The sequence below is a fragment of the Pseudothauera rhizosphaerae genome (genome assembly GCF_004801305.1).
GTDB lineage: Bacteria > Pseudomonadota > Gammaproteobacteria > Burkholderiales > Rhodocyclaceae > Pseudothauera > Pseudothauera rhizosphaerae.
In genome coordinates, this window is the sequence record NZ_SSOD01000004.1 from 218,436 (window position 1) to 241,552 (window position 23,117).

The following is a 23,117-nucleotide window of genomic DNA, read 5'->3' on the forward strand; positions in this document are numbered from 1 at the left end:
GTTCAGAGCGGGCCAGCCACGGCCGCCGGGGGCAGCGGCGGCAGCGGACAGTCGAGGGCCTCGCCCACGGTGCGCAGCAGTTCGAATTCCGCCGGGGTCACCCGTCCGTCCCAGATCACCGCGGCGGCGCAGGCCTCCACCAGGCGCCGGCGGAAAGGCGGCGTGCTGGCGGCGAGGCGGTCGAGCGCCGCGTCGATGGACTCCGGGCGGATGGCGGCGCGGTCCAGCAGCGGATAGGGGCCGTCCAGCGGGGCAAAGCGGCCGGCGTGGGTGAAGGCGGCCTCGACCTCGGTCTCCAGCACGTGTCCGGCGCGCGCCAGCATGCTGAACAGCAGCCCGCAATCCTGGCGCAGGCGGTGGGGCGTCAGCAGCACGGCGGACAGGCGCGGGCGCGGCTGCAGCGCGCGCTGCAGCAGGCGCTGCACGGCGTATTCGAACAGGGACACGCGGCCATCGGCGCGCACCAGCGCGTCCACGGTGGCGAGCACCGCCTGCCGTGCCTCGTCCGACAGCTCCCGCAACGCGGGCAGCGCCAGGTCCAGCAGCGGCAGGCGCAAGGCCCTGCCGGCCGTGCGCACGGTGCCGCGCAGTTCGGCGGCCTGCGTGGCGATGGCGTCGCCGTGGGCGGCGCGCACCGTGTCGAGCTGGCGATCCGCGGTTTCCCCGTCGGGGGACAGCAGCAGCGCGAACGCCACCGCCTGGGCGCCGCCGGGGCGGTGCGCCGCGTCGTGCAACCCGGGCGGCAGGGTGGCGAGCAGGTGTTGGGCGTAGTCCACGTGCTCGGGGCGCACGGTGCCGACGGCGGCGGCCAGTTCGTTCGGGTCGAGGGCCACCCTGCCGGCGAGACCGACGCTGAGTTCGTCGCCGAGTCCGCCCAGGGCATCCGCGGCCTCTTCCTCCGGCGCGGGCGGGGGTGGCATCGCGCGCGCTTCGTCCGGTCTGAAGGAAGGGTCGATGCGGCGGATGCGCTCCTCGATGGGCGGATGGGTGGCGAACACGCGCGAGAGTGCCAGCCCGCTGCCGAAGAACATGTGGCTGGCTTCCTCGGCGCGGGGGTGGCCGAGCTCCGAACCGTAGCCGGCGATGCGCTTCAGGGCGCCCGCCAGCCCCACCGGGTTGCGCGTGAATTGCACCGCCGCGGCATCGGCGAGGAATTCCCGCTGGCGCGACACCGCGGCCTTGATGATCTTGCCGAACAGCACGCCGATGTAGCCCACCACCACCAGCACCAGGCCCATCAGCAGCACCGGCGCCGCGTTCTTGTCCGAGCCGCGCGCGCCGCGCAGCAGGATGCGGCCGATGAGGGTGAGCAGCAGGATGCCGTGCAGCACGCCCATCAGGCGCAGGTTCAGGCGCATGTCGCCGTTGAGGACGTGGCTGAATTCGTGGGCGATCACGCCCTGCAGTTCGTCGCGGGAGAGCCTTTCCAGCGTGCCGCGGGTCACCGCCACCACGCCTTCGGTGGTACGCGCACCGGCTGCGAAGGCGTTGATGCCCTGTTCCGCGTCGAGGATGTAGACCGGCGGCGCGGGCAGGCCGGCGGCGATGGCCATCTCGTCCACCACGTTGATCAGCCGGCGCTCCAGCGGGTCCCGGCTGTCGCGCGGCACCAGGCGGCCGCCCAGGGCCTCGGCCACCGCCGCGCCGCCGCCGCCCGCCAGGGCGACGATCTTGTACAGGGAACCGAGGAGGATGAAGCCGCCGACCACCACCGCGGTGGCGAGCAGCAGGTCGGGCTGCCACAGGGAGGGAGGCGGGGCGCCGGGCGCGTCGCCCCCGCCCAGGCCGAGCACGAGGGCGAGCGCGACATACACCACCAGCACGATGGCCACCACCGCGGCGGCGAACCAGCCCACCAGCAGCCGCGTGGTGCGCCGGGCGTGATCCTGGGCGGCGAAGAAATCCATCGTGCGTTTAGAAGCTCACCTTGACCGGCTGGCGGGCGGCGGTGTCGTCCAGTGCCCACTGTTCGGCGGCCTTGAAGCCGAAATTGTTGGCCACCAGCACGTCGGGGAACTGCTCGCGCTTGATGTTGTAGGCGGTCGCGGCGTCGTTGTAGGCCTGGCGGGAGAAGGCGATGCGGTTCTCGGTGGAGGCCAGTTCTTCCTGCAACTGCATCATGTTCTGGTTGGCCTTCAGGTCCGGGTAGGCCTCGGCCAGGGCAAAGAAGCGCCCCAGGGTGCCGCCGAGCACGTTCTCGGCGCCCACCAGGGCCTGGATCGCGGCCGGGTCGGCGGGATCGCCCTCGGCGCGGCGGGCGGCGGCCTGAGCCTGGTTGCGCGCCTGGATGACGGCTTCCAGCGTCTCGCGCTCGTGCTGCATGTAGCCCTTGGCGGTCTCCACCAGGTTGGGGATCAGGTCGTAGCGGCGCTGCAACTGCACGTCGATCTGGGCGAAGGCGTTCTTGACCCGGTTGCGCAGCGTGACCAGGCCGTTGTAGATGACGACGAGGTAGCCGATCAGTACGGCGAGGATGCCGAGAACGATCCAGGTGGTCATGGCGCGGGTCTCCGATGAAGTGGACGAGACCCGCATGCTACCTTGGAATCGTTGCAGCGGGCAGCGCAGCGGCATGCCCGCCGAGGCCCCGCGCCGGATTTCCGCCGGCGCGGGGCGTGTCAGCCTAGCGCGTCCACACCTGCCCGCGCCGGTCCTCCACGCGCTTGGCCTTGTGGGTGGCGCGGGGCAGGGTGTCGGGGTCGAGGATGACCACGTGGGCGCCCACGCCGGTGAGCGCCTTGACCTTGTCCTTCAGGCGTTCCGCCAGCTCGGTGGAATTGCCGCGGAAGGTGGCGTCGTGCTCGGCCTCGATGGTGAGGCGGTCGAGGTGGTCGACGCGGTCCACCACCAGGCGGTATTCGCCGCTGAAGTCGTGGTCCTTGCGCACGATGGCTTCCACGTCGCTGGGGAAGATGTTCACCCCGCGGATGATCAGCATGTCGTCGCGGCGCCCGTGCACGCCCAGCAGGCGCTGGCTGGTGCGCCCGCAGGCGCAGGGCTCGTCGGTGAAGCTGACGATGTCGCCGGTGCGGAAGCGGATCAGCGGGCGGGCGCGTTTTTTGAGCGTGGTCAGCACCATCTCGCCGCGCCCGCCGTAGGGCACGTGTTCGCCGGTCTCCGGGTCGATGACTTCCACCAGGATGTGGTCCTCGGCCCAGTGCAGGCCGTTCTTCTGCTCGCACATGCCGGCGCAGGAGCCGAAGATGTCCGACAGGCCGTAGTAGTCGTACACCTCCGCGCCCCACAGCGCCTCGATGCGCGCGCGGGTTTCGGGAATCGACCCGCCGGGTTCGCCGGCCACGAAGATGCGCCTCACCGCCAGTTCGGTCTTCGGGTCGATGCCTTCCTTCTGCGCGGTTTCGCCCAGGTACCAGGCATAGGACGGCGTGGTCCAGATGGCGGTGGCCTGGAACTGCTTGAGGATGGCGAGGAGCCGTTCGGAGGGCACGGTGCCGGCGTGGATGGTCAGCGCGCCCAGTTTCTGCGCGCCGAGCACGCAGGGGCCGCCGATGAAGAGCGAGAAGTTCAGCGAATGGGCGTAGCGGTCGTGCGGGCGCAGGCCGGAGGACCAGAACTGGCGCGCCTCGTAGTCGATCCAGTCGTCGAAGTCCTGCTGCGTGAAGGGGGACACGGTGGGTACGCCGGTGGAGCCGGACGAGGCGGAGACGTACACCACCTCGCGTTCGGGCACCGCGGCCAGGTCGCCGAGGAGCGGCGCGGCCTCCTGGCGTTCGCGCAGGATCTTCTTGTCGATGGTGGGGAAGCGGCGCAGGTCGTCCAGGGTCTTCAACTGGTCGGGATGCACCCCGGCGGCGTCGAAGCTGGTGCGGTAGTACGGCGAATTGGCGTAGGCGTGGTGCAGGTGGGTTTGCAGCAGGCCGAGCTTGAGGGCATCCCACTCGGCGCGGGACTGGGTTTCGAGTTTCTCGTCCCAGTACTGGCGGTCTTGGCTCATCGGGGCAATCCGTGGCGTGGCGGTCGGAAAGCAGGACTATGTATCACGCGCGTTTCGCCCGGGGTTGGAAGAAAACATGCGAAGGTTTGCAGGGAAAGTGCGAAGGCGCCGGCATGTTGCACGGTGGGCCGCAGACCGGGATGCCGCTCAGGCCGGATTCCTGCACGCGCCGCCCCGGCCCAGTTCGTACCAGGTGCGGGAGCGGTTGACCACGCGCACCACCAGCAGCATGACCGGCACCTCGATCAGCACGCCGACCACGGTGGCGAGCGCCGCGCCGGATTCGAAGCCGAACAGGCTGATGGCGGCCGCCACGGCCAGCTCGAAGAAATTGCTCGCGCCGATCAGCGCCGACGGGCAGGCGATGTCGTGCCGCTCGCCGACGCGGCGGTTGAGCCAGTAGGCCAGGCCGGAATTGAAGAACACCTGGACCAGGATGGGCACCGCCAGCACGGCGATCACCAGCGGCTGCCGCAGGATGGCCTGGCCCTGGAAGGCGAACAGCAGCACCAGCGTCAAGAGCAGCGCCGCGATGGACAGCAGGCCGATGCGCGCCAGTGCGCGGTCGAACGCGGCCTGTCCGCGGCGCAGCAGGGAGCGGCGCCACCCCTGCGCGATGACGACCGGGATGACGATGTAGAGCGCCACCGAAGTCAGCAGCGTGTCCCACGGCACCGTGATGGCCGACAGGCCGAGCAGCAGGCCCACGATGGGCGCGAAGGCGAACACCATGATGGTGTCGTTCAGCGCCACCTGCGACAGCGTGAACACGGGGTCGCCGCCGGTCAGCCGGCTCCACACGAACACCATGGCCGTGCACGGCGCGGCGGCGAGCAGGATCAGCCCGGCCACGTAGCTGTCGAGCTGGCCGGCCGGCAGCCAGGGGGCGAAGACGTGGCGGATGAACAGCCAGGCGAGCAGGGCCATGGAGAACGGCTTCACCGCCCAGTTGACGAACAGGGTCACGGCGATGCCCTTCCAGTGTCGCCGCACCTGGCCCAGGGCGCCGAAGTCCACCTTGAGCAGCATCGGGATGATCATCACCCAGATCAGCAGCCCCACCGGCAGGTTGACCCGCGCCACCTCCATGCGGCCGACGGCCTGGAACACCTCCGGTGCAAACTGGCCCAGGGCGATGCCGGCGACGATGCACAGCAGCACCCAGACGGTCAGATAGCGCTCGAAAACGCTCATGGACGGGCTTGCCGGGGGTACGGTATCGATCGCTTCAGTCCGCGCAGTCACCGGCCGGCCCGGCCAGACCTCGCCCGCCGCGTTGTCGCATTCGTTCGTCATGGAGCGTGGTTCCTCAGCAGCAGGAAGAAGCGGGCTTCGCCGGCGGCGGACAGCATGCCGCCATCCCCGTCGCGGGCTGGACCGCCTCGTTGAACACGGGGATGCTCTCCAGGGTGTGGAAATGCTCCCAGGCGACGCCCTGCGGATCGGTGATCCAGTGCTTTTCGCTGCGCGCGTAGCAGCAGGTCGTCGTGCCTTCGTCGAGCAGCGTCAGGGCGGCGCCCTGCGCATGGGCCTTCAGGGTGGCCAGGTCTCCGGCGTCGTCGGTCTGGATGCCCAGGTGGTCGATGCCCGGCTGGCTGCCGCGCGTGGAGATGGCGAAGTTGACCGGCGGGTCTTCGAGCATCCACTTCGCGTAGTCGGCCTCCACGCGCGCCGGTTGCACCGCGAACAGGCGGGAATAGAAGTCGATGTTGCGGTTCAGGTCGTCCACATGGAGGTGTACGTGGAAACGTTTCATGGGGGAGCTCCTTTCAGCAGGACGTGCAGGCGCGAGGGGAGTCGGTGACCTCGCAGGCACTGCCCTCGCAGCAGTGCTCGGTCAGGTAGCCGAGCAGGCCGTTCATTTGGGCGAAGTCGGCACGGTAGATCAGGTTGCGGCCCTGCTACTCCACGGTGACGAGCCCGGCATGGGCCAGTTCCTTCAGATGGAAGGACAAGGTGTTGCGGGCCACGCCGAGCCGGTCGGCGAGCACGCTGGGCGTGAGCCCGTGGGGGCCGGCGACGACCAGGGCGCGGAACACGCGCAGGCGCTGGGTGTGCGCCAGGGCGCCGAGGGCGGAGATGGCTTGGGTTTCGTTCATGGTTCGATAGTTCAACAGATATCGAATTATTAAGCAAGCGGCAGGGGAAATCCGATGCCATCGTCCGCGGTTCCCCGTCGGCACGGCCCGGGCTCATCCTGACCTCCTCGGCAAGGTCGAGGCGAAAGTCTTCGAGACCGTAGCCGACGGTGGGCTACCATAAGACCCCTGCGGTCGCCGCCGATGAACACTTCTCCCGGCCGCACGGCATGCAAGGAACTGGAGACTCATGAGCACGCTGGGATTGCGATGGACGACTACGTAGAGTCATTGAAGGCGCTTGCCGATCCTCAACGGCTTCGGGTGTTCTGGTTGCTGGCTCACATCGACGAGCGGATCTGCGTTGCCGAAGCAATGGACGTTCTGGGCGTTTCCCACTACAACGCCTCACGCCAGTTGTCGCAACTGAAGAAGGGGAAGCTGGTCAAGGCCACCCGCGAGGGAAAGCGTGTCTTCTACACGTTGAACCGGCAGGGCGGGCCCTTCGTCGATGCCCTTCTGGCGGCGGTCCGCACCATTCCTCCGGCCGGGCTCGAATGCGAGATCGCGAGCTGCAGGCGATTGCTTCAAATCCGTAACTCCAAGGCGTAAGCCTCACCAGCACGCCCCCTGACGCAACGGGGCGCTCCTGCTTCGTACCAGCCCGGCAAGAGGGGCTTTATGTGCATATATGCACATATACGCATACATACGAATAAGGTTATCTGAAAAAAATCGTTCTTCGCCCCGGAGGCACCCCCTAGAGTGGCACCTCGCCGCGCGCACCGGGCTTCGGCATGCCGGTCAAGATATTACTTGTGCATTAGGGGGCACTTTGGTTCACGTCAAACAAAAAATCTCGACCCAGATCCTTGTTGCGGCAGCGTGCGTGCAAACGCCCGCATTCGCCATCGACACCGATCCGCTCGATTACGTCGCACCGAAGCCGGGTGTCAGCGTACTGGGGCTCTATTACGGCGACTGGGATTCCGACAGGCAGTATGCGAGGGGGCATCGGGCCGGCAGCAATTCCATCGATCTCAACTACGGGGTCGCTACCTACGTGAAGTTTCACGATGTGGCCGGCTATGTCGTAGGGACCAAGATCGTCGTTCCCGTAAACCATCTCAGAGTCTCGCCCCCGGGCGGCGAGGATTCCCACGGTTCGGGTATCGGTGACCCGACCTTCGTCTTCCCGGTGTGGCTCTACAGCAAGCCGGAAACGCGGACCTACTTTGCCGTCACGCCGCGCCTCCAGGTGCCGTGGGGCAAGTATCACCGGCATTCCACGATCAATCCGGGTGCGAATCGCTACACCTTCGTGCTGCAGCCCGGTTTCACGACCGGATTGACCGAGAAACTGTCCTGGGACCTGGTGGGCGACGTCCAGTTCTTCGGCAAGAACGACGACATTCCCGGCGGAGGGAGTCTGAAGCAGAAGCCCCTCTACTCGCTGCAGACCCATTTGACCTACGCGGTTCTTCCCGGCCTCGAAGCCTCCGTCGGCGCCTATCGATACACCGGCGGCGAAACCGAGGTGCGCGGTGTCGACAGCAACGATCGGACCAGGACGACCACCGCGATTGCGAGCCTGGGGTATTGGGCAACCGGTGCCGACAACTTCCTGATCCAGTACCGCACGGACACGTCGACGGAGAGCGGGCCGAAGTTCTCGGGCGTCCAGTTGCGCTACCTCCACGTCTTCTGATCTCCAGCCATTCAACGAATCATCGAGGGACCACCATGAAACTCGCTTCTCGCAAACTCGCAAATATCCTGCTTTTCTCTCTGGCGCTGTCCTCCGCAGGCTTCATTCCGGTTACCGCCCCGGAAGCCCTGGCGAGGGAAGTCGCGGTCAGCGCGGCCGCAATCGATTACGAACGTGACTGGGTCGTCTCCGGTCGGGCCGCCTACGAATTGATTCAGCAAGGTGCGCTGGTGATCGATGCCCGGGGTGACGACCTCAAGAAGAAATCGAAGATCGCCAATGCTTCCTCCGTGATCTGGCAGGATCTGGCGGAACCCGATCTTCCGACCAAGGGCCGTCTGCTCAGCGACCCGAATGTGGTGAACAAGAAACTGCAGGCACTCGGGGTTTCAAAGGATCGTCCGATCGTCGTGCTGGCTGACCCGGTGAACGGTTGGGGCGAGGATGGCCGCATCACCTGGGCTCTGCGTACCTGGGGCCACGACAAGGTCGTGGTGGTGGACGGCGGGCTGGCGGCGGTGCAGAAGGAAGGTCCGCTGAACATTCAGCCGCCGAAGACGCCGGGCGACTTTGTCGTCGCGCCGACCAGCAAGTGGGAAATCAGGAAGGAAGAGTTGAAGCAGAGCCTTTCCAACAAGAATCTGGTCGTGCTCGACGTGCGCGAGCCTCGCGAGTACGAGGGCAAGACGCCTTACGGCGAAAGCCGGGGCGGCCACGTGCCGGGTGCCAAGGGGCTCTGGTACAAGGACTTCATCGGCAAGGACGGAAAACTCCTGCCGCGTGCCGAGATCGAAAAGGTTCTGGCCTCCAAGGGCATCACCCGGGACAGCGAAGTGGTGGCGTACTGCACCGGCGGGATCCGCTCCGGCTGGTTCACGACGGTCCTGAACGATCTGGGCTACAACGTCCGCAACTATGCGGGTTCGATGTGGGAGTGGTCTGCCCAGCCGGCCGCCGAGTATCCGCTGGTCAAGAACTGATGCGCCAGCGGCGCCGGAGCACTCCGGCGCCCCCCTTGGACGAAGCGGCCGTGCGAGCCATCGCTGGCCGCTTCGGGTTTTTCCGCAGAAGGATGCAGAGATGAAGATCAATGTTTCGCGAAAAAGCACCTACATCACGCTCGGTGCCATCGTGCTGGCCGTGGCAGCCTATTTCTCGATTTCCCAGGTGCGTGAAGCCGTCCAGGTCGTGATCGGGATTCTGTCGGTCAGGGAACCCCAGGAGGCCATCCAGGCATTCCGTGACTACCTGCTCGGTTTCGGGTACTGGGCGCCTGCCGTATCGTCGCTGCTGATGGTCTTCCAGTCCGTCATCGCGCCGCTGCCGGCCTTCGTGGTCACCTTCACCAATGGCCTGCTGTTCGGCTGGGTCTGGGGCACCGTGCTGTCGTGGTCGAGTGCCATGCTCGGCGCGGCGCTGTGCTTCTGGATCGCCCGCGCCCTGGGCCGTCCGGTCGTGGAACGCCTTGTGGGCGGGACCCGGGCCCTGGAAGTCTCGGATGTGTTCTTCGCCCGCTACGGCAACCGGGCCATCCTCATTTCGCGGCTTCTGCCCTTCGTTTCCTTCGACATCATCAGCTACGGCGCGGGCCTCACCCCGGTTTCCTTCTGGAAGTTCCTGGTCGCCACCGGGATCGGCCAGTTGCCGGCCACCGTGATCTACTCCTATCTCGGCCAGAACCTGACCGGTTCGGTTCAGGTCCTGTTCTGGGTGTTCTCGATTACCGCCGCCATCTTCGTGCTGGGCTGGACGATCGGGCCGGTCGTGGTGAGGCGGATTCGCAACGGCCGCAATTGTGCGTGCGTGCCCGCCGGGGAAGAGACCGGGGCGGCCTGATGAATACCGACGCTCCTGCGGAAATCGATACCGTCTCCGCATTCGAATCCGCCGACAGGGCATCCGACCGCAAAGGCTTCGCCCTGAGGTTGGCGATAACGCTCGCCCTCATCGCGATCGTCATGGGGAAACTGGATCTGGGGGACTTCTCGGCCAGGTTCGCCAGCTTCGATCCCACCTGGACGGTCCTCGCCTTCCTGACGGTTTTCGCGGCCGTCATCGTTTCGGCGTGGAAGTGGGGACTGATCCTGCGCGAGCGCGGCCACCCGCTGCCCTATCGCCGTCTGGTGCATCACTACTTCGTGGGGCTGTTCTTCAACAACGTGCTGCCCACCACGGTGGGGGGCGATGCCGTCAGGGCCTGGGAGACGACCAGGGATACGGGAGAGGTTCCGGAGGCGATGGGTTCGGTCGTCACCGAACGGCTGATCGCCGGCGTGGCCCTCGGCGTCACCGCGCTGCTCGGTTTGCCGTTCGTGGAAACCAGCCCGAAACTGCTGCTGCTCGTGGCGGCGTTTCTGGTGATCGATCTGGTGCTCGTCGGGCTGTTCCTCGTGCCGCGCGTGGCCGAGGGGATCGTGAGCAAGTTGTTGCCGCCGCGATTCGCCGGTCTGCGCGATGCGGTGACGAATACCGTGCAGGTGGTGCGGTCGACGCTGAAGAATCCGCGCCTCTTCATCAGGATCATGCTGCTGTCGATCCTGTTCCAGATCTTCGTTGCCGGGGTCAATGCCTGCATCTTCGAGGCCATGGGCGTCCCGGTCACTCTCGCCCAGTGCGTGATCTACACTCCGATGATCTTCACCGTCACGATGCTGCCGATCTCCCTTTCCGGGCTCGGCGTGCGGGAGGCGGCCTACTGGTACTTCTTCGCTCAGGTCGGCGTCAGTCAGGTCGACGCGGTGGTGGCATCGCTCGCCTTCTTCATCATCGTCGGCATTTCCAGCCTTCCCGGCGCCCCGCTTTTCGTACTGAACCGCAGGCGCCGCAGGGCATCGGCGGCTTGCACGGCCGCCGATGAACGCGTCTGAGTCATACAATTCCGGAGAAATCGATGTCAAATGCAGCAACGAGAAAATCCCCGCTCCTGGAACTGGTTGCCGGGGCCGTCAATGTCCCGCGGGAGGTCTGGAAACGCCTGGTGAACATCGTCCGGGGCGTCAAGGACATCACCCCGGGTGTCGCTCGGGTCCATATCCAGAGCAGGAACGCGTTGGTCCTGGATGTCCGCGAACAGAAGGAATACGACGCCGGCCATGTGCCGAACAGCGTCCTGATCCCCCTGGGGCAGCTGGAACGACGCCTGGGCGAGATACAGGCGCACCGCGAGCGCACGATCGTGGTCATCTGCCACGGCGGGAAGCGCTCCGCGACGGCTTGTCTGCATCTGCGCAGGCATAGATTCAGGGAGCCCCTGAACATCGCCGGCGGCATCCTGGCCTGGAAAAAGGCCAAGCTCCCCGTCGAGGTCTGAGCAGGCCGCTCCTGACTTCTCCCTGGTCTATGGATGGATGCAGGAACCGCAATAGAACATGCTTCCCGTAATACACCTCCTCGAAAAGTCCTCGTTCCCGGCAGTCCATCGGAGCAGCGTGCGCGTGTTGCAGGCGAACCTCGGCTACCGCTGCAACCAGAGCTGCGTTCACTGTCACGTGAATGCGGGGCCGAACCGCAGCGAGGAAATGAGCGCCGGGTCGGTCGATCTGATCATCGATTTTCTCACCCTGAATCCAGGGATTTCGACCCTGGACGTCACCGGCGGTGCGCCCGAACTGAATCCGCATTTCAGGCGGCTGGTCAGCGCTGCGCGTTCCCTGGGCCGCCGAGTCGTCGATCGCTGCAACCTGACCGTCCTCTCGGAACCGGGAATGGAGTGGCTGGCCGACTTTCTCGCGGAACAGGGTGTGGACGTCGTCGCATCGCTGCCCTGCTATCTGGAGGAGAACGTCGACCGGCAACGGGGCCATGGCAGCTTCGCCGCAAGCATCCGGGGCCTCAAGTTGCTCAATGCGCGCGGTTATGGACTGCCGGATGGCGGCCCGTCCCTTGCGCTGGTCTACAACCCCCAGGGGGCCGTTCTGCCGCCTCCCCAGGTGGAGCTGGAGGAAGCCTATCGCGTCCATCTCCGGGAGGAGTACGGCATTCAATTCACCCGCCTGCTGGCGCTGACCAACATGCCCATCCAGCGCTTCGGCTCCACGCTGCTTTCGCGCAAGGAGTTCGCTTCCTACATGGAAGTGCTCAAGGGGGCGCATCGTCCGGCCAATCTTTCCGCCGTGATGTGCCGCGACCTGTTGAGCATCGATTGGCAAGGCTACGTTTACGATTGCGACTTCAATCAGCAACTCGGCCTGCCCCTGGGGGCGGAGAAGCACCGCCGCCATCTTTCCGAGATTTCCGCGCCGGCCCTGACGGGGGCACCCATACGGGTCGCGGAACATTGCTATGGCTGCACGGCGGGCCAAGGCTCCAGTTGCGGCGGTGCCCTCACCGCCAGGCCGGCTGGCGGGCACCATCTCGACACTGTCCATGGCCGAGCCTGAAAACCGCTGTTCCCTGTCGATCATCCTGCCGGTCCTCGACGAAGCAGGATGCATCGTCGCCACTCTGTCGAGGCTCCAGGCCCTGAGGCGCCAGGGCGCGGAACTCATCGTGGTGGACGGGGGCAGCCGGGACGGGACCGTGGGTCTGGCGGAGCCACTGGCGGACCGGGTGATCGCCTCTCCCCGGGGCCGGTCGCTGCAGATGAACGCGGGCGCGGCGATCGCCACGGGCGATGTCCTGCTGTTCCTGCACGCGGATACCTCGTTGCCCGAGGAGGGATGGGAGGCGATCTCCCATGCCGTGGCCCGAGGCGCGGTTTGGGGACGCTTCGACGTACGGATCGACGGCCGGCCATGGATGCTGCGCGTGATTGCCGCGATGATGAACTGGCGTTCCCGGTTGTCCGGCATCGCCACGGGCGATCAGGCGATCTTTGTCCGGCGCGCCGCGTTCCTCGCGCTGGGGGGCTATCCGCCTATGCCCCTGATGGAAGATCTGGCGCTTTCCGATGCGCTCAAGGCCGTTTCCAGACCGGCTTGCCTGCGTTCCAGGGTGACGACCTCGGGGCGTCGGTGGGAGAGGAAGGGCGTATGGCGAACGATCTTCCTGATGTGGAGACTGCGGGCGGCGTTCCGCCGCGGCGTCTCCCCGGACGCATTGGCTCGCCAGTACGACACCTGACCGGGGCCACCTCGATGAACAGCAGGGTAGATGTCGCCGTCCTTGCCCGGGCTCCCACCCCGGGCATGGCGAAAACACGGCTGATTCCGGCATTGGGCGCCGAGGCCGCCGCCAGGCTGCATCGCCGACTGGTCATCCGGTCCCTCGGGACGGCCTGCGCGGCAAGGCTTGGCGGATCGGTGACGCTGTGGGGAACGCCATCCCTGTCCCACCGGTTTTTCCGTGCCCTGGGCAAACGCGGTGTGTCATGCAGGGAGCAGCCGTCGGGGGATTTGGGGGTGCGCATGCAGTACGCGCTGGCCTGCTCGCTTCCCCGTCCCGTCCTGCTGATCGGCACCGATTGTCCGGGCATGACCGCCGGGCACTTGAGAGCCGCCGCCCGCTCGTTGATCGAAGGAAAGGACGCCGTGATCCTGCCCGCCGAGGACGGCGGCTACGTGCTCATCGGTCTGCGCTCGGCAGCGCACGCGTCCTTGTTCGACGGTGTGCCCTGGGGGACGTCCCAAGTCATGGAAGCGACCCGCCAGCGGCTGCGGCAGCTCCGCTATGCCTGGGCGGAGCCCGCGATGCTGTGGGATGTGGATACACCCGCGGATCTCGCACGCCTATCCGGAACAGGCCTGATCTGACGGCAACGCAGGAAGCCGTCGGCTCCATTGATTCCTGCGCCGATTGCGGCGCCCGTGCTGCCCGGAGCAGAAACCTCACGCTTGGCGGCGCAAGGCGCTGGTTCTATGCTGTGCCGGACCCTTCGCCGATTGCCGCCGATGCGCTCCGTCCTTTGCCTCTTCCTGCTGTGCGCCCTGGTGCCGCCGCCGGCCGATGCCGCGCCGGCGCCCTGGTATTTATGGCGCAGCAAGGTCGACGGCAAGCTGCACTGCGCGCAGGCCTCGCCCGGGCCGGGTTGGGAGCGGGAGCGCGGGCCGTTCCGCGACATCCGCTGCGAAAAGCCGTTCGTGGGCCCCAGGAGCGTCGAACCGCCGCCGGAGCGGCGCTAGCCGGCACGCCGGCGCAGGCATTCCAGGTAGGCGGCACCGTCGGGCGGAGCGTTGTTGCGCTGGGCGTTGAAAAGCGTTTCGCCCAGGCATTCCAGCACCTCGTGCAGGGCGTCGTGGCGGTTGCCGCGGGCGAGCTGCAGCGTGGCGACCGCGGCGCGGATGCCGGGGGGCTGGTCGATGGAGAGCTGCTCCGCGATGGCCAGGTGCAGGGACAGGTGCAGGAAGGGGTTGATCTGGCCGTCGTCGGGGCTGAACTCGCGCGCGATGGCGTCCGGGTCTTCCAGCACCGGCTGGTATTCCGGGTGCAGGGCGATGATGTCCACGGCCATGTTTTCCATGGCGCTCAGCGGCTCGGCGGCGCGCTGCTTGCGCCAGGCCTCGATGAAGAAGTTGCGAACCTGGTCGCGGGTCGGGTTGAACATGGTTTGCGTCTCTGGTGTTCAGGCGGTCTTGTCGCGGAATTCGCACAGGTCGCGCACGATACAGGCGCCGCAGGCGGGCTTGCGGGCGGTGCAGACGTAGCGGCCGTGCAGGATCAGCCAGTGGTGGGCATCCTGCAGATACTCCTTCGGCACGCGGCGCATCAGGGCGTGTTCCACCGCCAGCACGTCCTTGCCGGGGGCGAGTCCGGTGCGGTTGGCCAGCCGGAAGATGTGGGTGTCCACGGCCATGACGGAATCGCCGAACACGGTGTTGAGCACCACGTTGGCGGTCTTGCGGCCGACGCCGGGCAGGGCCTCCAGCGCGGCGCGGTCGTGGGGCACCTCGCCGCCGTGGCGTTCCAGCAGCAGGCGGGACAGGGCCACGGTGTTCTTCGCCTTGTTGCGGAACAGGCCGATGGTCTTGATGTACTCGGCTACGCCTTCCTCACCCAGGGTGATCATGGCCTCGGGCGTGGGCGCGACGGTGAAGAGCTTGCGGGTGGCGAGGTTCACGCTCTTGTCCGTGGCCTGGGCCGAGAGCACCACGGCCACCAGCAACTGGTAGGGCGTGCCGTATTCCAGTTCGGTGGTGGGGTGGGGGTTGGCCGCCGCGAGGCGGCGGAAGAACTCGCGGATGGCGTCGCGCTTCATCATCGGCGCAAACCTCAGCCGGCAGCCGGGGCTTCGGCCGCGGGCTGCGGGTGGGCGCGGTGGCGGGCGGCGGCGCGCTGGTTGATCCAGTTGAAGGCGGCGATCAGCACGCCCAGAGCGAAGAAGGCGCCCGGCGGCAGGATGGCGATCAGGAAGCCGGGATAGTCGTCGCCGAAGAGCTGGATCGCCGACAGGCCGGGAACGATCATGTCGATGCCGGAGAACAGCGTGCCGCTGCCGGCGAGTTCGCGGATGCCGCCCAGCAGCGCCAGCACCCACACCAGGCCGAGGCCCATCATCAGGCCATCCACGGTGGAACTGAGGGCGTCGTTCTTGGCCGCATAGGCCTCGACGCGGGCGAGCACGATGCAGTTGGTGGTGATCAGCGGGATGAAGATGCCCAGCACCAGGTACAGGCCGTGCAGCCAGGCGTTGAAGGCGAGGTCCACCATGGTCACCAGGGCGGCGATGATGAGCACGAAGATGGGGATGCGGATCTCGTAGGGGATGAAGTTGCGCAGCGAGGCCACGGCGAGATTCACCATCGCCATCACCAGCACCGTGGCCAGCCCCAGGCTGACCGCATTGACCATGCTGGTGCTGATGGCCAGGATGGGGCACAGGCCCAGCAGTTGCGCCAGGCCGGTGTTCTGTTTCCACAGGCCGTTCCAGGCGTTCTCGCGGAACTTCTGCATGTCCATGGCTTACTCCTTGCCCGTGTCCAGCGTGCTGCCGGGGGCGGCGGCGAACAGGGCGTCGCGCCGCGCCAGCGCCCAGCCGAGCGCCCGGCCGGTGGCGTTGGTGACCGCGCGCGCGCTGATGGTGGCGCCGGTGGGGGCGTCGAACACGCCGCCGTCGCGCCTGACCTTCCATGCCGCCGCATCCACCCGGTCGTGGCCGGCGCCGGTGAACTGGGTGATCCACGGGCGTTCCTTGTTGCGGTCCTTCTTCGGATCGATGTAGTCGCCCAGCCCTGGGGTTTCCTTGTGGCTGGTGACGCGCACGCCGGACACGCGGCCGTCCGCGGTCACGGCCAGCACCAGCTTGATGCGGCCCGCGTAGCCGTCGGGCGCCTCGGCCTCCAGCACCAGCGCCGCCGGCTCACCGGCCTTGCGCGCGCGGTAGAGCGCGCCGCCCTGGGCGAGGCCGAGTTCCGGCGTGGGGCCGAGCCGCAGCACGTCCTCCAGCAGCGCGTTGTCGTAGCTGCCGGGGGGCAGGACTTCGTTGATCAGGCGCATCTTCTCCGCCAGTTCGGAGGCTTCGATGGCCGGGCGGGTGAGGCCGTAGGTGAAGGCCATGGCCGCGGTGAACAGCAGGGTGAACACCAGCATGATGAGTGCGGTGCGCAGCGAGGTGCGGGCGGCAGTGTAGCGGGCGATCATGATTTTTCCCCGCGATGGCCGAAGACGCGCGGCTGGGTCTTCATGTCGACCAGCGGCACGCACATGTTCATCAGCAGCACCGCGAAGGCGATGCCTTCCGGGTAGGCGCCGAAGTTGCGGATGAGGTAGGCGACGAGCGCCACGCCGGCGGCGAACAGCAGCTTGCCCCGCGGCGTGGTGGCGCCGGAGACCGGATCGGTGACGATGAAGAAGGCGCCGAGCATGGCGCCGCCGCTGGCGAGGTGGAAGAGCGGCGGGGCGAACTGCTCCGGATGCGCCAGCCAGAACGCGCCGGAGATCACCGCCAGCGCGGCGATGAAGGCCGCCGGCATGTGCCAGGTGATGACGCCGCGCGCGAGCAGGAAGAGCCCGCCGGCGAGGTAGCCGAGCGCCACCCATTCCCAGCCGCGCCCGCCGAGCACGCCGAAGGCGGTCCGGTTCTGTTCGAGCAGGGTGGCGACGTTCGCCCCTTCCATGCGCAGGCCGGTGCGCAGGGCGTCCAGCGGGGTGGCGGCGGTGATCGCGTCCAGGTCGCGGGCGCCGCCCAGGATCAGGTCGAGCTGGGCGGCGAAGCCGAGCTCGCCCACCGGCGGCCACTGGGACATCAGCGCCGGGTAGGCGACGATCATCGTGCAGTAGGCCGCCATGGCCGGGTTGAAGGGGTTCTGCCCCAGCCCGCCGTAGAGGTGCTTGGCCGGCACGATGGCCACCAGCACGCCCAGCACGGTGAGCCACCACGGCACGATGGACGGGAAGCACAGCGCCACCAGCCAGGCGGTGACCACCGCGGACAGGTCGCCGAGGGACAGCCCGACCGGGCGGCCGCGGATGCGCAGCATCAGCGCCTCGGCGGCCAGCGCGGTGACGGTGGCGATGGCGAGGTTCACCAGGATGCCGGCGCCGATCTGCCAGACGTAGGCGGCGATGCCGGGCACGAGCGCCAGCAGCACGGTGAACATCACCTGCTGCACGCTGGCCGGTTTGCGGATGAAGGGGGAGTGGATCATCGCGTGGTGGGGGCTTACGCGTCGCGCGTGGTGGCGGCGGGTTTGTCGTCGGGGGCGGGCGGCGCGGCCTCGCCGGCGGCCGTCGCGCCGGTCAGGCCCGCTTCCGCGCGGCGCTTGTCGATATCGGCGATCTCGGCCCGCGTTTCGGCGCTCAGGCCCTCGGTGTTCTTCGGCGTGACCGCGTCCTTCTGCGCCTTGGCGCGGGCCAGCGCGGCGGCGATCAGCGCCTTCTTGGGATCGTCCTCGGCGGCCGGCGCGGGCGCTGCGCCTTCGCCAAGCTTGGCGTGGGTCTCGGCGGCCTTGGCCGCGAGCTTCGCCGCCTTTTCCTCCTTCTCCCGTTCCTGGCGGAAGTTGCGGAACTCGAAGCGCTCGCGGGCCTGGTCGGCGGCGGCCTTTTCGCGCTCCCGCGCCCAGATCTCGCTCTTGGCGAAGCGGTAGTAGTCCACCAGCGGGATGTGGGAGGGGCACACGTAGGCGCAGCAGCCGCATTCGATGCAGTCGAACAGGTTGTATTCCTGGGCCTTGCCGAAGTTGCGCGCGCGGCTGAACCAGTACAGCTCGAAGGGCTGCAGGTCGGCCGGGCAGGCGCGGGCGCACTCGCCACAGCGGATGCAGGCCTGCTCCGGCGGCGGGGGCGCGAACAGCGTCGGGCTGCCCACCAGGATGGCGTTGGTGGCCTTGACCACCGGCACGTCCAGGCGCGGCATCGCCAGGCCCATCATCGGCCCGCCCATGATGTAGCGGTTGCTGTCGGGGCGCGGTCCGGCCAGCGCGACCACGTGCTCCATCGGCGTGCCGATCAGGACTTCGTAGTTGCCCGGGCGCTCCACGTTGCCAGACACCGTGACCACGCGGGAAAGCAGCGGAATGCCCTGGTCGAAGGCCTGGTGCAGGGCGTAGGCGGTGCCCACGTTGAAGCACTGCACGCCGTAGTCGGTGGAGCGCTCGCCGTAGGGCACCTCGATGCCGGTCAGCACGCGGATCAACTGCTTGGCGCCGCCGGCCGGATAGCGGGTGGGAATGGCGACGACCTCGACCCCGGTGCCGGCTTGGGCGGCGGCCGCCTGCATCGCGGCGATCGCTTCGGGCTTGTTGTCCTCGATGCCGACCACGACGTGGTCGGCCTGCAGCAACTCGCGCATGATGGCCGCCCCGCGCACCACGCCCGCTGCGCGCTCGCGCATCAGCAGGTCGTCGCAGGTGATGTAGGGCTCGCACTCGGCGCCGTTGATGATCAGCGTGTGGGTGTGCCCTTCGCGGCCCGGGTGGAGCTTCAGGTGGGTCGGGAACACCGCGCCGCCCAGCCCGACCAGGCCCGCGTCCCGTGCCAGGTCGCGCAACTGGTCGGCGGGCGTGGCGCGCAGGTTGACCGGTTCGAGGTCGGCCCAGCGGTCCAGGCCGTCCGGTTCGATGGAGATCGCGGGCGCGGCGAGGCCGGACGGATGGGGCATCGTCGCCGTGCCGATCTCGACCACGGTGCCGGACGTCGGCGCATGCACCGCCGCCGACACCTTGCCGTTGGCGCCGCCGATGCGCTCGCCCTTGAGCACCTTCTGGCCCACGCTCACCAGCGGGATCGCGGCATCGCCGGCGCTCTGCCCCAGGGGGACGACCAGCCGCGCCGGAAGCGGCACCGGCCGGATCGGCGAGGTCGTGGACATCGACTTCCCGCTCTCGGGTTTCACCCCGCCGTGGAAATCGAACAGTCTGCGCAGTGCCTTCATGCCGCTCGTCTCGTCTCGGGCCGGATCCCGATCACCGGATAGCGCCACTTCCACGTGGACACCGTTTCACCGACCGGCACCATGGTGATGCAATCCACCGGGCAGGGCGCGAGGCACAGCTCACAGCCGGTGCACAGGGGCGCCACCACGGTATGCATCTGCTTGGCCGCGCCCACGATGGCATCCACCGGACAGGCCTGGATGCACAGGGTGCAGCCGATGCAGGTGTGCTCGTCGATGAAGGCCGCGGATTTGGGCTTCTCCACTCCGTGCTCTTCGGAGAGGGACTTGAACTCGCGCCCCAGCAGGTCGGCGAGCTTGCGGATGCCTTCCTCGCCGCCCGGCGGGCACTGGTTGATGTCGGCCTCGCCGTTGGCGATGGCCTGGGCGTAGGGCTTGCAGCCGGGATAGCCGCACTGGCCGCACTGGGTCTGGGGCAGGATGGCGTCGATCTTCTCGACCAGCGGATCGCCTTCCACCTTGAAGCGGATGGCTGCGTAGCCGAGCACTGCGCCCAGCACGACGGCGATTCCGGCCATGATCAGGAGGGCGGTCAGCATGGGGAAGAGGCGGTGGGGGTGGGAAACAAGGGGCGGAAGGATAAGCAGATGCGAATGTCGTTCTTTTGCGCCAGATCAGGTTTCGCGCGGCGGGCCGTCAGTGGAAGCGGTCCAGCCCGGCGAAACCCATGAAGGCCAGACTCATGAAGCCGGCGGTGATCATCGCGATCGCCGTGCCCTTGAAGGGCAGCGGCACGTCGGCGCCGTCCAGGCGCTCGCGGATGCCCGCGAACAGCACCAGCGCCAGCGTGAAGCCGAGCGAGGAGCCGAAGCCGAACAGCAGGGACTGGAGCAGGTCGTGGCCGAGGCCGACGTTGAGCAGCGGCACGCCCAGCACGGCGCAGTTGGTGGTGATCAGCGGCAGGTAGATGCCCAGCACCTGGTGCAGCACCGGGCTGGTCTTCTGGATGACGAGTTCGGTGAACTGCACGATGGCGGCGATCACCACGATGAAGGCCAGCGTGCGCAGGTAGCCCAGGTCGTAGGGGGCGAGCAGGTAGTGGTCGATCAGGTAGCTGGTGCCCGCGCCCAGGGTGAGCACGAAGGTGGTCGCCACGCCCATGCCGACGGCCGTTTCCAGCTTCTTGGACACGCCCATGAAGGGACACAGGCCCAGGATGCGGATGAACACCACATTGTTGACGAGGACCGCGCCGATGACGACGAAGAGGTAGCTGCTCATGTTTGGCCAGCCGCATGCAATCGCGGAATTATCCCCTGCGGCATGCGGGCGCTCAACCCCGACGGGGGAATAGGCATATCGGCATAGGTGCCATGGGCTCAGGCGGAAGCGCCGTGCTCGGTGGCGCGCACGCACTCGCGCACCAGGCCCGGGCCGCGGTAGATCAGTCCGCTGTAGAGCTGCACCAGCGTGGCGCCGGCTTCCAGCTTGGCGCGCGCGGTACGGCCGTTGGTGACGCCGCCGGCGGCGATGATGGGCAGTTCGCCCGCCAGCGCGTGGGAGAGCCTGGCCACTACCGCGGTGGATGCCTCGAACACCGGCGCTCCGGACAGGCCGCCCTGCTGCTCCGCGTAGCGCAGGCCCTGCACCTTGTCGCGGGCGATGGTGGTGTTGGTGGCGATCACCCCGTCGATGCGGTGGCGGCGCAGCGCGTCGGCGATGTTGGTGATCTGCGCCTCGTCCAGGTCCGGCGCGATCTTCAGCGTCAGCGGCACGTAGCGGCCGTGGCTGTCGGCGAGCCGGGTCTGGGCGGCCTTGAGCTTCGCCAGCAGGCCGTCGAGTTCGGATTCGCCCTGCAACTGGCGCAGGTTCGCGGTGTTGGGCGAGGACACGTTCACGGTCACGTAGCTCGCCAGCGCATAGACCTTTTCCAGGCAGGCCAGGTAGTCGTCGGCGGCGTTCTCGATGGGCGTGTCGAAGTTCTTGCCGATGTTGATGCCGAGGATGCCGCAGAACCGGGCCGCCTTCACGTTGGCCACCAGGGTGTCCACCCCGTGGTTGTTGAAGCCCATGCGGTTGATGATGCCCTGTACCTCCGGCAGGCGGAACAGGCGCGGGCGCGGATTGCCCGGCTGCGGGCGCGGCGTGACGGTGCCGATCTCGATGAAGCCGAAGCCCATGCGCGCCAGCCCGTCGATGGCCTCGCCGTTCTTGTCCAGGCCCGCGGCCAGCCCGATGCGGTTGGGGAAGACGAGCCCCATGGCCTGTACCGGTTCCGCCGGCACGGGGCGGCCGGCGGGCAGCGCGCGGCCGGCGACGTTGAGGGCGGCGAGGGAAAATTCGTGGATGGTTTCCGCGTCGAACGAAAACAGCAGCGGGCGGGCGAGGTCGTAGAGCATCGGCGGATTGTACCTTCGTACAACCCGGATGGGGGGCCGCCGGGGCAATCCGCGGCCGGCGGCGGTGCAACTGTCGGGAATGCACGACACGCCGGCGCGGCAGTGCGGCAGCACGCACCGGCCGGGGGATTCCCCTGGTCCGGGCAGGGGGGCGGACCATGCCCCCGGCCGCCGTGTGTCGTCCTGCTACGACACCCGCCCGCCGCGCAGGCGCTGCCCGGCGGCGCGGCGCGGGTGGTGGCAGGGCCCGGCGGCCCCGCCGTACGGGGCGTTGCGGGCGGTCCGCGGCTTGCAGGCACGGCGCTTGCGGGAACAGCACAGGGCAATGTCCCGGCGCATCCGCCGCACGGCGATGCAACCCTGTTCAAGCAAGGCCGCAAGGCAGGAGGACCAGATGAACACGAAACTTCGCAAATCCCTGATGGGCGGTGCCATTGCAGCACTGCTGACGGCTTCGCCGGCGTGGGCCGCAGAGGAGTCCCCGGGCACCTACGGCGAGCCCATCCCGCGTTCCGGCACGGTGCCGCCGGGCCAGCCAGTGGAATCTGTGCCGGCCGAAACCCTGCCGCAGGAAAGCGCGCCGGCGCGGGACATGCCCGGCACGGCGAGCCCCGGTTCCGCGGCGAGCAGCAATCCGCTGTACGCGCGTACGCCGGAAGACCTGCGCGGTCTCGAGGTGGTGGACGTGGCCGGCAAGAAGGTCGGCAAGCTGAAGACCCTGGTGCTCGGCCCGGACGGGCAGAGCGCCCACGCGGTGATCTCGTCCGGCGGCTTCCTCGGCCTGGGCGCGCACGAGAGCATCGTGTCGCTCGACCAGTTGCAACTGCTCGAAGGCGGCCGCCTGCAGGCCAGCGCCTCGGCCGAAGATCTCGCGGCCAGCGGCGACTACGCGCCGGAGCGGTACGTGGAACTGAGGCCCGACCGGCCGATCAGCGAGTTCTCGGCCTTCGAGCCGATACTTGAGGAATGAGGTCCGGCAGCCCGGCGCACTGCGCCGGGCTTGTTCAGTCCGTCTGCAGCGCGGCCACTTCCGCCGCCTGCGGGGGCGTGGCGCCGTCGCAGTGGCTGAGCACCAGGCGCGGCGGCTCGAAGGAGAAGATGAAGGGCGCGGCGCGCTGCAGCACGTTGAGGCCGAGGATGGGACGGGTGTTGCCCGGGAACACCGCGGCTTCGACGTCGTGCAGCCAGCAGGCGTCGCCGATGCTCACCGATTCGAGCAAGTAGACCGGCACGTTCAGTTCGTTGCCGTTGGCCAGCCTGCCGCGCAGCGTGCGCAAGAAGCGCACCTGGCCGCCGGCGCGCAGGGTTTCGAGGATGTCCTCGTTGATGGTCATGTAGCCCGAGCCGGTATCGACCATCAGTTCCACCGCGCCGGCGCCGGCGATCTGCCCGGGCACGTAATAAGTCGTTCCGCCCTTGACGCGCATGTCGATCGGCGTGTTGAACTCGCCGGCCAAGGCGGCGGTGCACAGACCGGCCAGCAGCGGCGTCAGGAGGCGGATGAAGCGGCGCATGGTGGCACTCCGGCTAACGGCGCTGGCCGGCGGACGATCGGGGCCGGTGGTTGGCCGGGGCCGGGAGGTGTCGCACGACGGGGGCGGACGTCAGAAGCAAAATCTATGGCGAGCCTGGCAAGGGCGGTGTCTTGCGCTGCCCGCAGGCAAGTATCCGGGGCGCTGCGGCCGCCGGTCAAGGGCCGCACGGTGCCCGCCGCGGGCCGCCCGCCGCGGCGCAGGACTGGCATGCGGCGGAAAGGCGCGGCAGTGCTTCA

Annotated in this window: 27 protein-coding genes; 11 read left to right on the forward strand and 16 right to left on the reverse strand. The window is 68.0% G+C overall.

Features of this window, described 5'->3' with window-relative positions; all coding sequences use genetic code 11:
• Positions 1 to 2 precede the first annotated feature (2 nt).
• The 6 genes from E6O51_RS06675 to E6O51_RS22535 all read right to left on the reverse strand — a co-directional run bounded on the left by E6O51_RS06675 (position 3) and on the right by E6O51_RS22535 (position 6,054).
• Positions 3 to 1,907, reverse strand: coding sequence for a M48 family metallopeptidase (locus E6O51_RS06675; protein WP_136384192.1), 1,905 nt, complete (start codon positions 1,905 to 1,907; stop codon positions 3 to 5).
• Between the two features lie 7 nt (positions 1,908 to 1,914).
• Positions 1,915 to 2,499: a LemA family protein gene (locus E6O51_RS06680; RefSeq protein WP_136384193.1), complete on the reverse strand. Its 585-nt coding sequence runs from the start codon at positions 2,497 to 2,499 to the stop codon at positions 1,915 to 1,917.
• Between the two features lie 124 nt (positions 2,500 to 2,623).
• Entirely contained in the window at positions 2,624 to 3,955 is a 1,332-nt protein-coding gene (locus E6O51_RS06685) for a phenylacetate--CoA ligase family protein (protein WP_136384194.1), read from the reverse strand.
• 147 nt (positions 3,956 to 4,102) lie between these two features.
• A complete protein-coding gene (gene arsB / locus E6O51_RS06690; RefSeq protein ID WP_136384326.1) occupies positions 4,103 to 5,149 on the reverse strand; it encodes an ACR3 family arsenite efflux transporter in 1,047 nt (348 codons plus the stop codon).
• 115 nt (positions 5,150 to 5,264) lie between these two features.
• On the reverse strand, positions 5,265 to 5,711 hold the full coding sequence (locus tag E6O51_RS06695) for an ArsI/CadI family heavy metal resistance metalloenzyme (protein WP_136384195.1): 447 nt from the start codon (positions 5,709 to 5,711) through the stop codon (positions 5,265 to 5,267).
• Between the two features lie 145 nt (positions 5,712 to 5,856).
• Positions 5,857 to 6,054 (reverse strand): ArsR/SmtB family transcription factor, encoded by a 198-nt coding sequence (locus E6O51_RS22535; RefSeq protein ID WP_456238944.1) that lies wholly within the window; start codon positions 6,052 to 6,054, stop codon positions 5,857 to 5,859.
• A 249-nt stretch (positions 6,055 to 6,303) separates the two neighbouring features.
• Here E6O51_RS22535 and E6O51_RS06705 point away from each other — a divergent pair, with 249 nt between their 5' ends.
• The 10 genes from E6O51_RS06705 to E6O51_RS06750 all read left to right on the forward strand — a co-directional run bounded on the left by E6O51_RS06705 (position 6,304) and on the right by E6O51_RS06750 (position 13,800).
• Positions 6,304 to 6,645, forward strand: coding sequence for an ArsR/SmtB family transcription factor (locus E6O51_RS06705; protein ID WP_136384196.1), 342 nt, complete (start codon positions 6,304 to 6,306; stop codon positions 6,643 to 6,645).
• Positions 6,646 to 6,922: 277 nt separating this feature from the next.
• Complete coding sequence (locus E6O51_RS06710) at positions 6,923 to 7,741, forward strand: transporter (protein WP_168735204.1); 819 nt, start codon at positions 6,923 to 6,925, stop codon at positions 7,739 to 7,741.
• Positions 7,742 to 7,776: 35 nt separating this feature from the next.
• Complete coding sequence (locus E6O51_RS06715; RefSeq protein ID WP_136384198.1) at positions 7,777 to 8,721, forward strand: sulfurtransferase; 945 nt, start codon at positions 7,777 to 7,779, stop codon at positions 8,719 to 8,721.
• Positions 8,722 to 8,821: 100 nt separating this feature from the next.
• The gene (locus tag E6O51_RS06720; RefSeq protein WP_136384199.1) at positions 8,822 to 9,577 is read left to right on the forward strand and encodes a TVP38/TMEM64 family protein; all 756 of its coding nucleotides are present in this window, start codon (positions 8,822 to 8,824) and stop codon (positions 9,575 to 9,577) included.
• Entirely contained in the window at positions 9,577 to 10,608 is a 1,032-nt protein-coding gene (locus tag E6O51_RS06725; RefSeq protein WP_136384200.1) for a lysylphosphatidylglycerol synthase transmembrane domain-containing protein, read from the forward strand. Before E6O51_RS06720 ends, E6O51_RS06725 begins: the two co-directional genes overlap by 1 nt.
• Positions 10,609 to 10,631: 23 nt before the next feature.
• Positions 10,632 to 11,051: a rhodanese-like domain-containing protein gene (locus tag E6O51_RS06730; protein WP_136384201.1), complete on the forward strand. Its 420-nt coding sequence runs from the start codon at positions 10,632 to 10,634 to the stop codon at positions 11,049 to 11,051.
• A 58-nt stretch (positions 11,052 to 11,109) separates the two neighbouring features.
• Positions 11,110 to 12,120 carry an arsenosugar biosynthesis radical SAM (seleno)protein ArsS gene (arsS, locus tag E6O51_RS06735; protein ID WP_136384202.1) on the forward strand — a complete coding sequence of 337 codons (1,011 nt, stop codon included), beginning with the start codon at positions 11,110 to 11,112 and terminating at the stop codon, positions 12,118 to 12,120.
• Entirely contained in the window at positions 12,107 to 12,802 is a 696-nt protein-coding gene (locus tag E6O51_RS06740) for a TIGR04283 family arsenosugar biosynthesis glycosyltransferase (RefSeq protein ID WP_136384203.1), read from the forward strand. The genes arsS and E6O51_RS06740 overlap by 14 nt, the downstream gene beginning before the upstream one ends.
• 14 nt (positions 12,803 to 12,816) lie before the next feature.
• The gene (locus E6O51_RS06745; RefSeq protein WP_136384204.1) at positions 12,817 to 13,431 is read left to right on the forward strand and encodes a TIGR04282 family arsenosugar biosynthesis glycosyltransferase; all 615 of its coding nucleotides are present in this window, start codon (positions 12,817 to 12,819) and stop codon (positions 13,429 to 13,431) included.
• Between the two features lie 138 nt (positions 13,432 to 13,569).
• Positions 13,570 to 13,800, forward strand: a complete 231-nt coding sequence (locus E6O51_RS06750) for a hypothetical protein (RefSeq protein WP_136384205.1) — start codon at positions 13,570 to 13,572, stop codon at positions 13,798 to 13,800.
• Here E6O51_RS06750 and E6O51_RS06755 read toward each other — a convergent pair.
• The 9 genes from E6O51_RS06755 to E6O51_RS06795 all read right to left on the reverse strand — a co-directional run bounded on the left by E6O51_RS06755 (position 13,797) and on the right by E6O51_RS06795 (position 21,346).
• Positions 13,797 to 14,222 carry a DUF1841 family protein gene (locus E6O51_RS06755; RefSeq protein WP_136384206.1) on the reverse strand — a complete coding sequence of 142 codons (426 nt, stop codon included), beginning with the start codon at positions 14,220 to 14,222 and terminating at the stop codon, positions 13,797 to 13,799. The two genes, E6O51_RS06750 and E6O51_RS06755, sit on opposite strands and share 4 nt — an antisense overlap.
• An 18-nt stretch (positions 14,223 to 14,240) precedes the next feature.
• Entirely contained in the window at positions 14,241 to 14,873 is a 633-nt protein-coding gene (gene nth / locus E6O51_RS06760) for an endonuclease III (RefSeq protein ID WP_136384327.1), read from the reverse strand.
• A gap of 14 nt (positions 14,874 to 14,887) precedes the next feature.
• Positions 14,888 to 15,574, reverse strand: coding sequence for an electron transport complex subunit E (locus E6O51_RS06765; protein ID WP_136384207.1), 687 nt, complete (start codon positions 15,572 to 15,574; stop codon positions 14,888 to 14,890).
• A gap of 3 nt (positions 15,575 to 15,577) precedes the next feature.
• Positions 15,578 to 16,255 carry an RnfABCDGE type electron transport complex subunit G gene (locus E6O51_RS06770; protein WP_136384208.1) on the reverse strand — a complete coding sequence of 226 codons (678 nt, stop codon included), beginning with the start codon at positions 16,253 to 16,255 and terminating at the stop codon, positions 15,578 to 15,580.
• Positions 16,252 to 17,262 (reverse strand): RnfABCDGE type electron transport complex subunit D, encoded by a 1,011-nt coding sequence (locus E6O51_RS06775; protein WP_136384209.1) that lies wholly within the window; start codon positions 17,260 to 17,262, stop codon positions 16,252 to 16,254. Before E6O51_RS06775 ends, E6O51_RS06770 begins: the two co-directional genes overlap by 4 nt.
• A gap of 14 nt (positions 17,263 to 17,276) precedes the next feature.
• The gene (gene rsxC / locus E6O51_RS06780; RefSeq protein WP_136384210.1) at positions 17,277 to 18,986 is read right to left on the reverse strand and encodes an electron transport complex subunit RsxC; all 1,710 of its coding nucleotides are present in this window, start codon (positions 18,984 to 18,986) and stop codon (positions 17,277 to 17,279) included.
• Entirely contained in the window at positions 18,983 to 19,546 is a 564-nt protein-coding gene (gene rsxB, locus E6O51_RS06785) for an electron transport complex subunit RsxB (protein WP_136384211.1), read from the reverse strand. The genes rsxC and rsxB overlap by 4 nt, the downstream gene beginning before the upstream one ends.
• A gap of 97 nt (positions 19,547 to 19,643) precedes the next feature.
• A complete protein-coding gene (gene rsxA, locus E6O51_RS06790) occupies positions 19,644 to 20,228 on the reverse strand; it encodes an electron transport complex subunit RsxA (RefSeq protein ID WP_136384212.1) in 585 nt (194 codons plus the stop codon).
• 98 nt (positions 20,229 to 20,326) lie between these two features.
• A complete protein-coding gene (locus E6O51_RS06795; protein WP_136384213.1) occupies positions 20,327 to 21,346 on the reverse strand; it encodes a quinone-dependent dihydroorotate dehydrogenase in 1,020 nt (339 codons plus the stop codon).
• A 394-nt stretch (positions 21,347 to 21,740) separates the two neighbouring features.
• On the opposite strand from E6O51_RS06795, the gene E6O51_RS06800 reads away from it, so the two are divergent.
• Complete coding sequence (locus E6O51_RS06800) at positions 21,741 to 22,316, forward strand: PRC-barrel domain-containing protein (protein ID WP_168735205.1); 576 nt, start codon at positions 21,741 to 21,743, stop codon at positions 22,314 to 22,316.
• Positions 22,317 to 22,350: 34 nt separating this feature from the next.
• Here E6O51_RS06800 and E6O51_RS06805 read toward each other — a convergent pair whose 3' ends face one another.
• Entirely contained in the window at positions 22,351 to 22,860 is a 510-nt protein-coding gene (locus tag E6O51_RS06805; protein WP_136384215.1) for a retropepsin-like aspartic protease, read from the reverse strand.
• Between the last annotated feature and the right edge of the window lie 257 nt (positions 22,861 to 23,117).